The sequence below is a fragment of the Rheinheimera sp. genome (assembly GCF_030690345.1).
In the GTDB taxonomy this organism is placed as follows: domain Bacteria; phylum Pseudomonadota; class Gammaproteobacteria; order Enterobacterales; family Alteromonadaceae; genus Alishewanella.
The window spans coordinates 577,993-592,983 of record NZ_JAUYGV010000006.1 but is presented as its reverse complement, the minus strand read 5'-3'; the positions used below and the strand labels follow the sequence as shown (position 1 = coordinate 592,983).

Annotated in this window: 10 protein-coding genes; 2 read left to right on the top strand and 8 right to left on the bottom strand. The window is 51.8% G+C overall.

The features are described 5' to 3' along the window. Positions 1 to 18 precede the first annotated feature (18 nt). The 3 genes from nagA to nagK are packed head-to-tail and all read right to left on the bottom strand — an operon-like array spanning position 19 to position 3,080. Complete coding sequence (gene nagA / locus Q8O77_RS07295; protein ID WP_305552194.1) at positions 19 to 1,134, bottom strand: N-acetylglucosamine-6-phosphate deacetylase; 1,116 nt, start codon at positions 1,132 to 1,134, stop codon at positions 19 to 21. A gap of 22 nt (positions 1,135 to 1,156) precedes the next feature. Continuing rightward, on the bottom strand, positions 1,157 to 2,155 hold the full coding sequence (gene nagB-II / locus Q8O77_RS07290; RefSeq protein WP_305552193.1) for a glucosamine-6-phosphate deaminase NagB-II: 999 nt from the start codon (positions 2,153 to 2,155) through the stop codon (positions 1,157 to 1,159). A 10-nt stretch (positions 2,156 to 2,165) separates the two neighbouring features. Next, positions 2,166 to 3,080: an N-acetylglucosamine kinase gene (nagK, locus tag Q8O77_RS07285; protein WP_305552192.1), complete on the bottom strand. Its 915-nt coding sequence runs from the start codon at positions 3,078 to 3,080 to the stop codon at positions 2,166 to 2,168. A gap of 344 nt (positions 3,081 to 3,424) precedes the next feature. Here nagK and Q8O77_RS07280 point away from each other — a divergent pair, with 344 nt between their 5' ends. Further along, complete coding sequence (locus tag Q8O77_RS07280; protein ID WP_305552191.1) at positions 3,425 to 6,016, top strand: family 20 glycosylhydrolase; 2,592 nt, start codon at positions 3,425 to 3,427, stop codon at positions 6,014 to 6,016. 46 nt (positions 6,017 to 6,062) lie between these two features. On the opposite strand, the gene Q8O77_RS07275 is transcribed toward Q8O77_RS07280, so the two are convergent. After that, positions 6,063 to 6,776 (bottom strand): SapC family protein, encoded by a 714-nt coding sequence (locus tag Q8O77_RS07275; RefSeq protein WP_305552190.1) that lies wholly within the window; start codon positions 6,774 to 6,776, stop codon positions 6,063 to 6,065. Positions 6,777 to 7,092: 316 nt separating this feature from the next. On the opposite strand from Q8O77_RS07275, the gene Q8O77_RS07270 reads away from it, so the two are divergent. Beyond that, complete coding sequence (locus Q8O77_RS07270) at positions 7,093 to 8,148, top strand: sulfite exporter TauE/SafE family protein (RefSeq protein WP_305552189.1); 1,056 nt, start codon at positions 7,093 to 7,095, stop codon at positions 8,146 to 8,148. An 11-nt stretch (positions 8,149 to 8,159) separates the two neighbouring features. Here the strand turns inward: Q8O77_RS07270 and Q8O77_RS07265 are convergent, their stop codons facing one another. The 4 genes from Q8O77_RS07265 to Q8O77_RS07250 form a co-directional block, all read right to left on the bottom strand. Continuing rightward, entirely contained in the window at positions 8,160 to 9,719 is a 1,560-nt protein-coding gene (locus tag Q8O77_RS07265; protein ID WP_305552188.1) for a tryptophan halogenase family protein, read from the bottom strand. Between the two features lie 12 nt (positions 9,720 to 9,731). Continuing rightward, positions 9,732 to 10,430: a SapC family protein gene (locus Q8O77_RS07260; protein ID WP_305552187.1), complete on the bottom strand. Its 699-nt coding sequence runs from the start codon at positions 10,428 to 10,430 to the stop codon at positions 9,732 to 9,734. A gap of 28 nt (positions 10,431 to 10,458) precedes the next feature. Next, complete coding sequence (locus Q8O77_RS07255) at positions 10,459 to 12,006, bottom strand: tryptophan halogenase family protein (protein ID WP_305552186.1); 1,548 nt, start codon at positions 12,004 to 12,006, stop codon at positions 10,459 to 10,461. Positions 12,007 to 12,092: 86 nt separating this feature from the next. Next, positions 12,093 to 14,645: a TonB-dependent receptor gene (locus Q8O77_RS07250; RefSeq protein ID WP_305552185.1), complete on the bottom strand. Its 2,553-nt coding sequence runs from the start codon at positions 14,643 to 14,645 to the stop codon at positions 12,093 to 12,095. Positions 14,646 to 14,991: the final 346 nt, after the last annotated feature.

Sequence of the window (14,991 nt, the reverse complement as noted above, 5' to 3'; positions counted from 1 at the left end):
GTTGTTGTTATCATTATATTAAGCGTTAAATAGTGGCCGGCCGTTAATCCAGCTGGCCTGTACCTGCCAATCGTTATCCAGTAACACTAAATCTGCCTGTGCACCTGCCACTATGCGCCCGGCGCCGTGGCGGGCTAAAAATTGTGCCGGATACAACGACGCCATCCTAAGCGCTTCTTCCGGCACAACACCCAGGGAATCGATGGCATAACGCACGGCGCCTGCCATATCCAATACCGAGCCGGCCAAACGACCGTCGGCATCGGTTAGTTTATCGCCGTCGCGCTGCACTTTGCCGTCAAATAAATCAAACTCGCGATCATCGGTGCCCACCGGTGACATGGCATCGGTAACAATCATCAACTTGCCTTTGGCCTTAGCCGCCAGCGCCACTTTGGCAGCAACCGGATGCATATGGTGGCCATCAAAGATCACGCCGCACCAACTGTGCGGGTCGGCCAGCGCTACGCCCACCATACCAGGCTCGCGCGATGTCAGCGGCGACATAGCATTATATAAGTGGGTAAAGCCGGTAGCGCCGGCATCCAGCGCGGCCTGCACTGTAGCCGCATCTGCATTGGAATGGCCAAGGCAAACAATCACATTTAGTGCCACTAACTGGCGGATTTGCGCCGGGCTGATGTTTTCCGGCGCTACTGTTACCAGCTTAATGCCAAGATCGGCACGGCCGTAAATTGCCAGCTCCGCCGCGCTTAGTTGGCGGATATGCTGCTGCGGATGCACGCCTTTTTTCGGCACCGATAAATGCGGCCCCTCAAAGTGCACGCCGATAATACCGGGTTCCGCATCAGCAATAGCCAAGGCAATCACATCGGCGGCTTGCTGCATTACCGCTACACTGTCGGTGATCACCGTAGGCAGCATAGCGGTAGTGCCAAAACGGGCATGCGCCTGCAACATAGTGCGCAGCGTCTGCCGCGTCGGCGCGGTATTAAATAAGGCACCGCCGCCGCCATTGACCTGGACATCAATAAAACCCGGCACCAGGGTACCGGGTTGCACCTGGCCCACTGACGGCGTGATCGCCTGAATAATCCCGTCTTTAATAGCGACAGTAACATTCTCAAACCAATTTTCGCCGTCAAACAACCGGCTGACACTTAACTGCTGCATTCGCTGTTTACCGTTAGTTGCGTTATACCGTTTTCGTCACTTTATTCAGGCCAGGGGGTGCATCCGGGTCAATGCCACGGCTACGGGCCACCACTTCAACATCCAGATAAAACCGCTGCAGTAACAATAACGGCAACACCCGCGGATGTGCTGCTATGTCACTATGGTGCAACTGCACTATGGCAGCGCCGCGGCTACGTACATCTTCTACCTGAGCACGGTGCGCGCTGATGCTCTCATCATTAATACTGACATCGACAATAGCAAACTGGTTTTTTACCAGGGTAACCGGGCCGTGTAAAAACTCCGCACTGGAAAACGCTTCAGCATGAATGCCGCACACTTCTTTTAATTTCAGTGCAATTTCACGTGAAATGGCATAACCCAAGCCGCGGCCCAACACCACCAGATGCGCTACCCGCTCCAGTGCCTGCGCTGTAAGCTGCTGCGGCAACGCTATAGCAGCGGTTAAACTTTGCGGTAATTGTTGCACCGCCTGCTGTAATGCCTGATTGCCGGACCACACCGACACCAGTTGCAAGATAGCACTTAAAGTCGCCAGATAACTTTTGGTGGCCGCCACGGCTTTTTCTGCCCCAACGTGCAACGGTAACGTATAGTGCGCCAGCTCAGCTAAGGGTGATGACGTATCGTTTACCAAGGCCACTACCATGGCGCCGCTGCGTTTGGCCATTTCTACCTGAGCCAGAATATCCGGGCTGCGACCGGACTGCGAAATCACCAGCACCAGCGCATCAGCCAGCTGCAGTGACTTGTTATACACGCTGGCAATAGAAGGTGCCGCCGCCGCCACCGGCAGGCCCACCTCTATCTCAATTAAATATTTAGCAAATACCCCGGCATGATCGGAAGAGCCTCGCCCCACCATATAGACAAACTTGGGTGCGCGCTGACGAATTTGCTGCACCACCTGCTCTACCATGGCCTTGTTGGCTGCCAGTTGTTCGGCGATACGTTGCGGGGCTTCTCTGGCTTCAAGCGCCATAATACTGTTGCTCATTACTTCCTACCTATAACGACATAGCGATAGATTGCGTTTGATTGCGTGAACGGGCAAACCAAACAGCTCCGAGTTCCGGCGTTTGCAGTGCCGGCGTAACCTGTTGTTGTACTTGCGCGGGTAAATAAGGTAGCAACTTGTGCGCCAGGCCACCAATAAAAGATAGCCGCGGCGGCTGAATACTCAGCAAGCGGTTGGCAATGGCTGCAATAAAACCGGCGCCTTGCTGCACCAGCTGCAATGCGGTTTCATCACCGGCTTCGGCGGCCACAAACACTAAGGGCGCAAACTTAGCATAAGTTGTTGGTGTAGCATGCATAAAGTGCGCAACCAGCTCCAGGCTGTTCGTCGCCCCCAGCTCCTGCAACAGTAAATCAGTTAACATGGTGTCCGGCGCCAACTTGTCCAAACTCAGCAGTACCTTGTGCAGCAACTGCATGCCAAACCAGGCGCCGCTGCCGTTATCGCCATAAGGAAAACCATGACCGCCCACTTCAATCAGCTGGCCGTTCACTTCTGCCAAACCACAGGAGCCGGTGCCGACAATAATGACAGCGCCGTCACCGCCCTGATGTGCGCCCATGCAAGCGATATGCAAATCGCTGGTCAGGTGCAGCGTTTTAAACGGGTGCTGCCAATCAGAAAACAGCTGAAAATACTGCGGTATATTCACCCCTGCCAAGCCGGCGCCGGCCACCAGACGCGACATATCGTTAAATGTCAGCCCGGCACAGCTTAATGCCTGTTGGGTTGCGTTTAAAATAGAGTCGGTCGCAACTTTCATGCCGCGCAGCGGATTAGCCGGGCCGGATAAACCTTCACCTAAAATTTGCTGATCCGACGATACAATAACAGCGCGGCATTTGCTGCCACCGCCGTCTATCCCCAAATACAAAGGCGTATCGGCCTTCAGCATTGCTTTCATCCCTATAACCTCGTCACAAGTAATGCAGCCGGCTACCGGGGCCAACTGCGAAGTGGTCAATACTCTGCGCTGTAGATTTAATCAACAACCAAGTGAATTGACAGCGTTGTCATTTTTTAAATTCAGCATATAATAATTCTGACAAATAACAAGTGTCTTGTTTAAAAATCAAACGGACATTTTGCCGGTTTGCGACAGATACATATATAAATAAGATTTTAATCAGCAGTTTAGCCAAGAGATCTGAGCTGTTAAGCTGACGAATAAAACCACAACGCAGTAGCAAATACTGCCGGCACGGCGCTGCAGCAGCAAACACCGGCCAAAACAAAGGGGAGCATGTTATGCCATTACTACGGGTACTGTTTTGTCTGTTGTTGACTTGCTGTTGTCAACCCACGCTGGCAGCAACGGCATTTACACAACAACAGTTGGCTGATTTTGCCAACGACAGCAGCCTGATGTTCAGTGTGCTGTCGAACCACTTAACAGAAGCCTCGCGTTTCAGCGCGGCTATTACCTTACACAACGGCTCCGGCCAGGCATTGCCACGCGGTAAGTCAGACTGGCAAATTTACTTTCACTCCATCCGCCGCATTGACACCACACAGCAGCAAGGCCTGATACTGCAACATATTCAGGGCGACCTGCACCGGTTAAGCCCCGATAGCAACTTTGCCGGTTTGGCGCCCGGCCAGCACCTGCGTATAAGCTATACCTCAGCGCCCTGGGTGGTGAGTTACAGCGACTTTATGCCACGCGCTTTTATTACCGCCGCAGGGCTAACCCCGGTGGTATTTGGCAATACCGATACCGAACAGTTCAGCCGCTTTGTTACGCCTATTACTACGGCGCAACAGCAATTGCGCAACAGCGGTGCAGCCGATTTAGTGCCGGTTGTTACCGCCGCCACGCGTTTTGCCCACAACGCTAAGCTTAATGCACATAACAGCGAAGCGGATATCGCACAGCGGATTATCCCCACACCGCTACAGGCCAAATTCAGTAAGCGCCGGCTAACGCTGAACAACAGCTGGCAAATCAGTTATAGCGGGCGCTTAACCAACGAAGCGGCGTACTTACAGCAGCAACTGCAGCAAGCGGGTCTGACGCTGCAAAGCAGTGCCAACATCATTGCGAAGAACACTCCACAGATCCGCTTAGCGGTAGACAGTAATTTGCCGCTGCCGGCAGAAGGTTATCAGCTGGAGATTAACGACAAACATATCCATCTGATTGGTAAAGACAATGCCGGGGCGTTTTACGCGGTGCAGTCGTTGCTGGCGTTGTTGCAACCTGCAGATAACGGCGTTCAGCTGCCACAAGGCAAGGTATTTGATCAGCCACGCGCGCCCTGGCGCGGTATGCATTATGATATGGCGCGCAATTTTCACGGCAAAGACGTAACCTTGCGGCTGATCGACAATATGGCGCGCTACAAGCTGAATAAGCTGCATCTGCATTTAACCGAAGATGAAGGCTGGCGGCTGGAAATACCGGGCTTACCGGAGCTGACCGACATCGGCGGCCAGCGCTGCTTTGACTTAACCGAGCAACAGTGTTTATTAACCCAGCTTGGCACCGGGCCGCATAAAACCGGATCCGGCAACGGCTACTACAGCACCGCTGATTTTATTGAGATTTTGCAATATGCTGCAGCGCGGCACATTGAAGTCATTCCGGAAATTGATTTACCCGGCCACGCCAGGGCGGCCATAGTCGCGATGCAAGCGCGCTATAACCGCCTGCAGGCGTTGGGCCAACCGGAGGCTGCCGCGCAATACTTGCTATCAGACCCTGCCGACAGCTCCCGCTACCTTAGCGTGCAAAACTATACCGACAGTTCGGCTAATGTCTGCCTGGCCTCTACCTATGCCTTTGTAGAGAAAGTGGTGTACGAGCTGCAGCAGATGTACCGCAGCGCAGGGGTCAGGCTCAATACCTTCCATATGGGTGGTGATGAAGTGGCGGCCGGCTCCTGGCTTGGCTCGCCGGCCTGTCAGCAATTGTTTGCTATTGCGGACAACGGCATAGCCGGTGTCGCTGATTTAAAGCCGTGGTTTGTCAGCCGGGTAGCAGAAATTACCCATCGTCGCGGTCTGAACCTGGCCGGCTGGGAAGATGGCTTAATGTACGATCAGCAAAATACCTTTAACCGTGCTCAGTTTGCCAATGACAAAGTGATTGCCAATGCCTGGGATAACATTTGGGAATGGGGCGTGGCCGACCGTGCTTACCGGCTGGCCAATAATGGTTATCAGGTGGTGCTGTCACCCGGCACACATTTGTACTTTGATCATCCGCATGAAGCCCACCCTCTTGAGCGCGGCTACTACTGGGCTACCCGCTTTAGCAGCATCGACAAAGTGTTCGGCTTTATGCCGGATAACCTGTATGCCAATGCCGATACCACCCGAAACGGCGCCGCCATTACCGATTTAGAAGCACTGGTTGGCCGCGAAATGCCGGCGTTGCAACAAACGCAAAATATTCTCGGCATCCAGGGCCAGCTTTGGAGCGAAACGGTTCGCACCGCTGAACAGTTGGAACAGATGCTATACCCCAGAATGCTGGCGCTGGCCGAACGCGCCTGGCATAAAGCCACGTGGGAGCAAAGCAACAACCTGCAACAGGCTCAGCAACAGCGACAACAAGACTGGTACGGCTTTGCAACACGGCTTGGCCAGATTGAGTTAGCGCGGTTAGCCGGCAACGGCAGCAGTTTTTATCTGCCACCACCCGGAGCAAGAACAACCGCAGCAGGTATTGAGGTAAATAACGCCTTGCCCGGCCTGTATACCGAGTTCAGCACCGATCAGGGGGCAAGCTGGCAGCCTTATCAGGCGCCACTGGCAATTGACACTAAACCGCTCTGGTTACGCAGCCGGCATCAGGCGGTACACAGCAGAACAGTAGAAGTAACAAACGGCGGGTAGTAACCATAAAACAGGTAACAGCCTTTGCTGTTACCTGTTGCAACGCTTAACTGGCGTCAGCGATTTTCTTAACCAGTTTTTGCGTGTGTTGCAATGACATCAGATGGGCGTAGATAGCAGTGAGGAAACCATTTTTACGCAGCTCAACAAAAACCTCATCGCTAAGCTCGTTCAGTTTTTTCTCATCCAGCAGGTGAATACCGTTAATGCGGCGCTCTTCACCGTTGACGTTTAAAGTCAGCACCTGCTCTTTAATCAGCTCCAGCTCTTGTAATTTGGCAACAAAATTACGCGTAATTTGCCCCAGTTCAAGGTACTCGGCCATCTGTTGCTTACGATGAGTTAAAAACTCGCTTTCAGCACCATCGGCGTTAAACAGTGCATTGCCTTCTGTCTGGCCAACACGCTCTGAAGATTCATCCAGAGCCACCAGCAAACGCTCGCTTTCGGCTTTATCCTGCACCAGCACCAGCGGATAGTTACGCACAGCGCGGGGCACATATAACGCCTGCCATTTATCATCCTGCATAAACAGGTTTTGTTTGGCCGACAACCCCAGCATTACCACCGGCTGATAGGTATTGTTTTCGCTGTTTTTAACAAACACGATTGGAAACTCAGCACCCGCCACCACAAACTCATGCACCACCACCGGCAACATATGCTCGCTGCTGATATGAGAAAAGGCGTTGTTATTATTAATTTTGGTATCTGCGTGCTGTTCCTTGTTTAACGGCACAATCTTTGGAATTGAAGTCATAAAACTGCTCTTTATTTTAGTCATTAATGTGAGAAGTGCTGAGGGCGTTGATGTTGTGTCCCCTGATTGCCATCAGCAGTGCGGCCTTATCATGCGCTAAGTCGGCGGCCGGATCAACAGCCGCACCGGTGCAAACCGCAGCAGATTAGCTAATCGGTTATCTGCCATCAGTTTTTTATCACTACACCGTTTTACCAGCGCTGTTATGCAATATTGTTTTTTACGTTATAGCCGCAGCCTGCCGCTTTGCTACTGGTAAAACAGCAGAGAAACCGATATAACAAAGCAACAATTTCAACCGGCATAGACCGCGTACATGCAGCAAAAACTGAAACAATATTTGTGGGTATGGTTACTCTGGCTGGTGAGCTTTTATGCCGTCTGGTTATATCTGGTTATTGGCTTAGGGTACTGGCCGGAGGCCAAAGCGCACTGGCCAATCGCTGTCGCTATGGCGATAGGCAGCTATGCCGCCGGCTCTACGCCGATGGGCGGCGGCACTGTGGGCTTTCCGGTGCTGGTATTGCTGTTTGAACTCCCCGCCACCCTGGGACGCGATTTCAGCTTTGCGGTGCAAGCCATCGGCATGACCAGCGCCAGTATCTTTATTTTGGCGCGGCGCCAGCCCATTGCCTGGGCCATGCTCAAAGGCGCCATGCTTGGCAGCTTGATTGGCACGCCGTTGGGCATTTGGTTAATAGCGCCTTATATTCCGGGTTTATGGATCAAACTGGTGTTTGCCGTAGTCTGGGCCAGCTTTGGCATTTTGCATCTGTATCGTGTTAACGAAATTGCCGGCCACAGCGGCATGACCGAATTTAACGAAAAATGGGATTTTAAAGTTGGCTGCTGGATTGGTTTGTTATCCGGCGCTGCCGTAGCCTCTGTTACCGGTGTTGGCATCGATATGGTGCTGTATACTGCCCTGGTGTTGCTGTGCCGCACCGATTTAAAAATTGCCATTCCCACTTCAGTGATCATTATGGCCTTCACTTCAGTGCTTGGCGTGATCGTAAAAAACCTCACCACCGGCATGCAGCCGGGCGTATTTGAAAACTGGCTGGCCGCCGCGCCCGTTGTCGCGCTGGGCGCACCGCTGGGGGTATTTATCGTTGCGCTGATTGGCCGTAAACCAACATTGTTAGTCGTGGCATTTTTATGTGTGCTGCAGTTTTTCTGGACGATGCACTCCGAACGCGCCAGTTTAGGCCTTAGCGGTATGCTGTTATCCACCCTGGCGGTAGGCATTTGTTTATTGGGCTTTGAACAACTGCGGCGCTGGGGTGCAAAACTGGTGGGCGAGCGCAGTGCCGCAGCAGAACATCAGGTCGCCGATAAGCAAGGCGCTATTGTTGTGGCCGGCAGTAAATAAGCCAGCCGGCGTTACAGCTTGGGTAGACCGTAGCGGTACACCTTATCGATTAACTCACGATGCGTTGGCAATTGCTGTTGCAACAATGCTGTGGTGCGGTCAATTTCGGCAAACAATTGTTGCGCGCGCTGTTTATCCGGGTAACTGCTGAGGTTATGGCTGAGGTCGGTATTAAACTTCATGCCATACAAAACAAACAGATAGCTGTCGAGCACAAAGGGTTCAAACGCATAGTCAAAATCGTACTTACCGGGCGGGTGCAGCCGCCAGTGCGCTAAACGCTGCTGCAGTGAATCTGGAATGGAACTGTCGGCACAGTTGTCTACCCAGTAAGCCGTGTCACGGCGCTGACTGATACAATAATGCAATTTGATAAAGTCGATGCTTTTATCCCAGCGTAGCTTAAAGGTATCGTTGAATTTCTTTTCAACAAAACCCAGCGCGGCACGGCTGCGCGGAAACTGCTCTGCCAGCATATTGGCCGCGGCTTCTATCAGAAAAATTGCCGACGCTTCCAGCGGCTCGATAAAGGCGGCGGACATACCGATGGCCACGCAGTTTTGCTGCCAGAACTGCTGCCGGTACCCCAGGTTCAGCTTTATTTTACGCGCCTCCAGCCCCTCTGCCTGCTCACCGATATGTTGGCGCAATATCTGCTCTGCCCGCTGATCCGTGCTGTGCGCGCTGGAGTAAACGTAACCGACACCACGACGGTTATGCAAACCAATATCCCAGGTCCAACCGGCTTCATGCGCTGTGGCTATGGTATGCGTAGCAATAGGCCAGTCGGCTGTCGGATAAGGTACCTGCATCGCCAGCGCAGTATCGTTAAAAATTACGTCATTAATGCTGTGCCAGCCTACGCCTAACGCTTCGCCTAACAACAACGCTTTGCTGCCGGTGCAATCAACGAAAAAATCGCCGTTAATGTCGCCATGGCTGTCCGTCAATACCCCAGCAATGGCGCCACAGGGATGCAACCGCACTTGTTGCACATTGGCGGCAATAAAGTGTACTGCCAGTTTTTCGGTGCAATGCTTTTTCATAAAGGCGGCGAACTTCACCGCATTAAAGTGATAGGCATAGTTTTGCAGCGCCGCAAACGCAGGGGTCGTAATTTTTTTCGGCGCTAACCCCAGCTGACAAATACGGCTTTGCGATGCGACGGCTAAATCGTAAGGCAGTTCAGATGCGCCCTGCAGCCAATACGGTGCCAGATTAAAATCATAGGAGGAATGAAACACCGCACTTAACGGATGAAAATAGCTGTGGGTCTCACCGGCAGCCGGAGTGTGCTGCCAGTTAACAAATTCAGCGCCCTGCTTGAAGGTAGCATCGCATTCGCGCATAAACTCGCCTTCATCCACGCCCACGCTCTGCAAGGTCGTACGCATAGTTGGCCAGGTACCTTCACCCACGCCGATAATCGGAATATCCGGCGATTCAATTACTGTTATTTGCACGCTGCCGGCTGTACCGGCATTAAGCTTTTTCGCCAGTATCGCCGCGGTTAACCAACCCGCTGTGCCGCCACCGACGATGATAATGTCGTCCAAAGTGGGTTTTAACATAGCCTTATTCCTCTATTGTGCTAAGCGACCAACCAACAACGGCAGCTGGCTCATCGACATCAGCACCGCATGCACAGCCAACAAACCATTATTGGCGCGCAACGACAGCCATTGCTCTGCCGTCAGTTGCGCCAGCCGTTGCTCATTTATGCCGTACAAGCCGGTCAGATCATAAGGCTCCGCCCCTTTAGGTGTCAGCGTTAAGGTTCGGGCCACTAACAGCTCAAGCTCCAGCAAGCGGGCAATAAATTGCTGCGTTAAAGCGCTGCTTTGCGCAAGGGCAATGGCAGAGCGGGCCCGCTGTTGCAGATAAGCAGTGCCCTTATCCGCGGCAAACAGGACCTCACCGCTGTGTTGATTAAACAGCGGGCTATCGGCATCTACCGCAATAATATAATCGCCGGATTGCGCCTCAGGCTGTACCGCCAGCAGCGGGTAATTGCGCACCGCCAGAGGTATATAAGCGGCCTGCCAGCCGCTTGGCTGCCAATACAAATTCTGCCCGGGTTGCAAACCGGTCAGGGCACAGGCACGAAACTGCCCTGTAGCGCTGTCTTTAACAAATACTATCGGGAAGCTTACTGCCGCAGCGGCAAACTCAGTAACTTCCAATGGCAAAATATGTGCCGACGCAATATGCGGGAACAGCGGATCTTCGCGTAATTTATGCTGCTGATGTTGCTGGCTGTCCAGCGCAACTATATTAGTCATTATTATTATTTCCGCTTAACATCTGCCTTTAAAGCGCAGAAAAACCATACTGATAAATTTTTGCCAGCAGCTCGCGCTGGGGCGGCAGCTCCTGTTGCAGTTGTCTGGTCAGCTGCTGCACCCGCTGAAAATACATGCCGGCTTTCTCAGCTTGCCGGTAACGCTGCGGATCGGCCAGTTGCTGCTTAAAGCCCATGCCGTATAACACATATTGGTAGCTTTCCATCGGGAACGGCTCGTACACATGGGCAAAGTCATAGGCGCTAACCGGCTGAGTTTGCCAGCTTTGCATTAAGTCCTGCAGTGATTCGGGTATTAATGACTTTGCCCGCGCAGCTTGCCAGAACGGCTCTGTGCGGCCGGACAGCGCATAATGCAGCTTGATAAAGTCGATAGTTTTTTGCCAGCGAAACAAAAACGAGCTGTTAAATTTACGCTCAGCCAGTGGCAGGTTTTGTTTCAGTGCCGGCAGCTGATCGGCCAGCATATTGGCTGCGGCCTCAATCAGAAAAATTGCCGATGCTTCCAGCGGTTCAACAAAGGCGGCAGACAAGCCCACAGCGGCACAGTTTTTATGCCAGAACTTTTCCCGATACCCCACCTGCATTGCCAGCTTTCTGGCATTGAGCGACTCTGCAGCCGGGCCAATATAGCGCCGTAAGGTCTGCTCGGCTTCATCGTGTGATACATGGTTGCTGCTATACACATAGCCAACCCCGCGACGATTAGTTAAACCGATATCCCAAATCCAGCCTGCCGCCTGTGCCGTTGAGTGGGTACAGGCGTTGAGCGGTGTATCCGTCGCCGGATGCGGCACCTGGATTGTTACGGCATGATCTGCCAATAAGGTGTCGGCGACGGAGCGAAACCCCACACCCATCGCTTTACCCAGTAACAGGCTTTGAAAACCGGTGCAATCCACGTAGAAATCGGCTTGCTGCGTGCCCGCTGTGTCGGTAACCACGGCAGCGATGCTGCCATCCGCGGCCAGCGTAACATCCAGCACATTAGCACTGATAAATTGCACGCCCAGCTTTTGCTGCGCATGGTTTTTTAACAGCTCAGCAAATTTACCGGCATCCAGGTGATAAGCGTAATTAAGTACACCCTCGTAGGGTTTGTTGGTGATTTTTTTCGGCGCCAGCCCAAGCTCCGCAATCACGCCCTGGGCGCTTACTGCACTGGCATAAGACAGATTGTCGCCGGCGCGGCCCTGTAACCAATAAGGTGCCAGGTTAAATTGCGTCGGGTCGCTGACGGAGGTAAACAAATGATGATAACTGCCCGGCAGCTCGCTGTGCTGCCAGTTGATAAATTTGGTGCCCTGCTTAAAAGTGGCGTTGCAACTGCGCAGGAAGTCGTCTTCTTTTATGCCAAGCTTTTGCAATGTTGCCCGCATAGTGGGCCAGGTGCCCTCACCCACGCCGATAGTAGGAATATCCGGCGATTCTATCAGCGTTACACTGACAGCCCCCGCTGCGCCGCTGTTAAACGACTGCGCCAGATTGGCCGCAGTAAGCCAGCCGGCAGTACCCCCGCCAACCACCAGCACTGAACGTATTGCCTCTGTTTGCATACTGCAACCTTTAGAAACGAAACTGTTTTACGTTACTACAAAGCAGAAAAAAAGGAAGGCAAATGCCTTCCTTTTTAGTGTCATGCTCAGAAGCGATAAGATGCTTTTAACGCATAACGCCGACCATTTTCTGTAATAACCCGCACCGTTTCCGCACCGGTGCTGTGGCGCTGGTAAGTGATCTCATTGGTCAGGTTGACACCTTCCAATGACACATCCAGCTGATCGGTAATTTTGAATACAATTGACGCATCAAGGAAATCCTGCGCATCAAAAGAATCGTTGCCATTACCCAAAGCGGTACCTTCAGCGAAGAACTCGCTGCGGTTGGTATAGGCCAAACGGGCAGAGAACATATCATGCTCATAATAACCGGTTACGTTAAACTGGTTACGCGATGAGCCGGGCAGAATAATTTGCTCACCGTTGTCGGTCTCGCCGGTCGCATCAACATAGGTATAGTTAAACAAGGCACCGAAACCATTACCAAAGTTGGTTTGCCATTGGAACTCCAGGCCTTCAATCTTACCGCCTCGGCCCTGGTCCGGTACAGACACCTCATACTCACCCGGCACCGGTACATCAACTAAATCTTCAATGATTTTCTTCGTGCTGATAAAAGAGGCAATATCTTTATTAAACACGGCGAAAGATAACAGCGATGATTCGTCGTAATACCATTCCAGACCAATATCCATTTGTGTTGCACGGAACGGGTCTATCGCCGGGTTACCCCGTGAAGCCTGCAAACGGCCGCTTTCCGGTGGCGTGTCCGGCAAACCTTTATAACCCGGTGCTAATTGGCTATAACCGGCACGGGTCATCACTTTAGCGGCCGACATCCGCAATATCAGGTCATCTGACAGATCGATAGCCAGGTTTAAACTGGGCAGAAAATCGCTGTAATCGCCCTTAAAGGAATCGATAGCGGTCAGGTTACCGTTGTAAGCCCGGCCATCCGTTTCAGTTTTCACATAGCGCACACCAACATTACCACGGTAGTTATCGCCGGAAAAATTACCCTGCACATAGGCGGCATATACGTCTTCAGTCACTGAACTAAAACTGGCAAGCTGTCTGTTCCAGGCTGTTACCGAATTATTTAATGCATTCCAGTAAGCCTTGCCATCAATTTTGACATAGCTGGTTGGTGAACCGGCTGCCATCACGCCATCAAAATCCTCTAACAGGCCATCTTCAAACTGGCCGATATTGGTAATGCCATGATCGCCTAATTCAGCGCCGTAAGAGTTGTAAATGAATTCATGTGAGCGAATTTTAACACCGGTTTCAATACTCTGAATGGCGCCGAAATCCACATCCAGCTTTAAATCGGCCTGGGCATAGGTTTCTTCGTCTTCCAGTTCAGTGCGAGCCAGGGAGCCGCCCTGGAAATCCTGCCACGACGCATCACTCAAGCTTACGCCATTTGGCACCAACAACATGCTATTGGCTAAATCCATATCGACATCAACCGTAATGCCGTTAGTACCATCGATTGGCTGACCCCATAAACCGTTGGCATTGCCGCCGTTACCGCCGTCAGCAGAGGTTTTACCGATCACACCCGATAAGGTGTAATTTGCCGCTTCATAATCGACACGCAAGTCCAGTACATCACTGGTCATTTCAGCATTACGGGTGTTAGTGTCCTGTGCTAACCAGGCTGCGCGCGTCACGGTGCCGGTTAACGGCAAGCCGTTAGGTGCTACGCGGCCACTGGTATCGGTCATAAAAGCCGGATCAGCTCCAATAACTAAAAAGTTCTGGTTGGTGTTAAAGGCATCTAACTTGGTACGAAACGCATGTAAGGTAAAGCCTAACTGATCTGTTGCCTGAAACTGTGCAGTGATATCAAAAGCGTCACGCTTACGGTCTTGGTCAAAACCGGCAATACCGGCAGCTGACCAGCCCTCTTCCCAGTAGTTTTCTGCTTTACGACCACGACCAATCTGCTCCAGTGTTGAAATCATACCGAGCACACCAAAGGTTTCGTCGTCATTTTTCCAGCTGTATAACGCAGAAGCACCCACTCCGGTGTCATCTGCCAGAGAGTTCTGGTTCGCTTCAACAGAAGCAAACAAGGTGTTGCTGTCCAAATCCAGTGGTTTGCGGGTATGCAGAATTACGGTACCGCCAACGCCGCCCTCATCCAGCGATGCTACCGGTGATTTATATACTTCAAGATCTGAAATCATCTCTGATGGCATCAAATCCATATTAAAACTGCGCTTATTTGCGCCTTGAGAGAACCAGGAGGTAGATGCCACAAACTGGCCGTTCATCTGCACCTGGGTCAGGGTCGGGTCAACACCACGAATGGATACTTCCGCGCCTTCACCAACAAAGCCGCGGTTAATGGCAACACCGGCGATACGCTGTAACGATTCAGCGATATTTTTATCCGGAAACTTACCGATATCTTCCGATGTAATCGCATCCACGGTGGCCACTGCGTAGCGCTTCACATTCAGCGAGGCTTCCTGCGAGGCTTTAATGCCGCGCACCTGAATCACTTCTACTTGTTGTTCCTTTGCTGCTTCATCAGCAGCGAACGCTGGCATCGTTAATGCGGCACTACCCACTAACAAACTCAGTTTCACTGCTAAGGCACATTTATTTATTTTATTGTGCTGCATATGCTTCTCCCGTTCCTGTTCTGTAATTTTGTTGTCTTATTTCCCGGACACCTTAATGACAACGCTGTCATTGAAATTTAACATACACAAAAAATTTCGCCTTTGCAAACCCAATTCGACGAAATTTTAAACGAATATTACAAACTACAGCCGTTAGCCTACTACAAGCTAAAGTGGTTTTAATGGCTTAGGCCGCGGTTGTCACCTACAGCAAAAAGAAAATAATACCATTTAATATCAATTATTAAGCAGCAATTTCCACTATCAGCGCAACACAGGTTGTATAAATAGCCGTTTATTTCTGTAATTAGTATTTGCCGTTTGGTCAAAAAAGAGGTATCCATTA

Excerpts from the sequence above, each read along its gene's own strand:
- nagA (WP_305552194.1), bottom strand. The coding sequence starts at position 1,134 with ATGCAGCAGTTAAGTGTCAGCCGGTTGTTTGACGGCGAAAATTGGTTT.
- nagB-II (WP_305552193.1), bottom strand. The coding sequence starts at position 2,155 with ATGAGCAACAGTATTATGGCGCTTGAAGCCAGAGAAGCCCCGCAACGT.
- nagK (WP_305552192.1), bottom strand. The coding sequence starts at position 3,080 with ATGAAAGCAATGCTGAAGGCCGATACGCCTTTGTATTTGGGGATAGAC.
- Q8O77_RS07280 (WP_305552191.1), top strand. The coding sequence starts at position 3,425 with ATGCCATTACTACGGGTACTGTTTTGTCTGTTGTTGACTTGCTGTTGT.
- Q8O77_RS07275 (WP_305552190.1), bottom strand. The coding sequence starts at position 6,776 with ATGACTTCAATTCCAAAGATTGTGCCGTTAAACAAGGAACAGCACGCA.
- Q8O77_RS07270 (WP_305552189.1), top strand. The coding sequence starts at position 7,093 with ATGCAGCAAAAACTGAAACAATATTTGTGGGTATGGTTACTCTGGCTG.
- Q8O77_RS07265 (WP_305552188.1), bottom strand. The coding sequence starts at position 9,719 with ATGTTAAAACCCACTTTGGACGACATTATCATCGTCGGTGGCGGCACA.
- Q8O77_RS07260 (WP_305552187.1), bottom strand. The coding sequence starts at position 10,430 with ATGACTAATATAGTTGCGCTGGACAGCCAGCAACATCAGCAGCATAAA.
- Q8O77_RS07255 (WP_305552186.1), bottom strand. The coding sequence starts at position 12,006 with ATGCAAACAGAGGCAATACGTTCAGTGCTGGTGGTTGGCGGGGGTACT.
- Q8O77_RS07250 (WP_305552185.1), bottom strand. The coding sequence starts at position 14,645 with ATGCAGCACAATAAAATAAATAAATGTGCCTTAGCAGTGAAACTGAGT.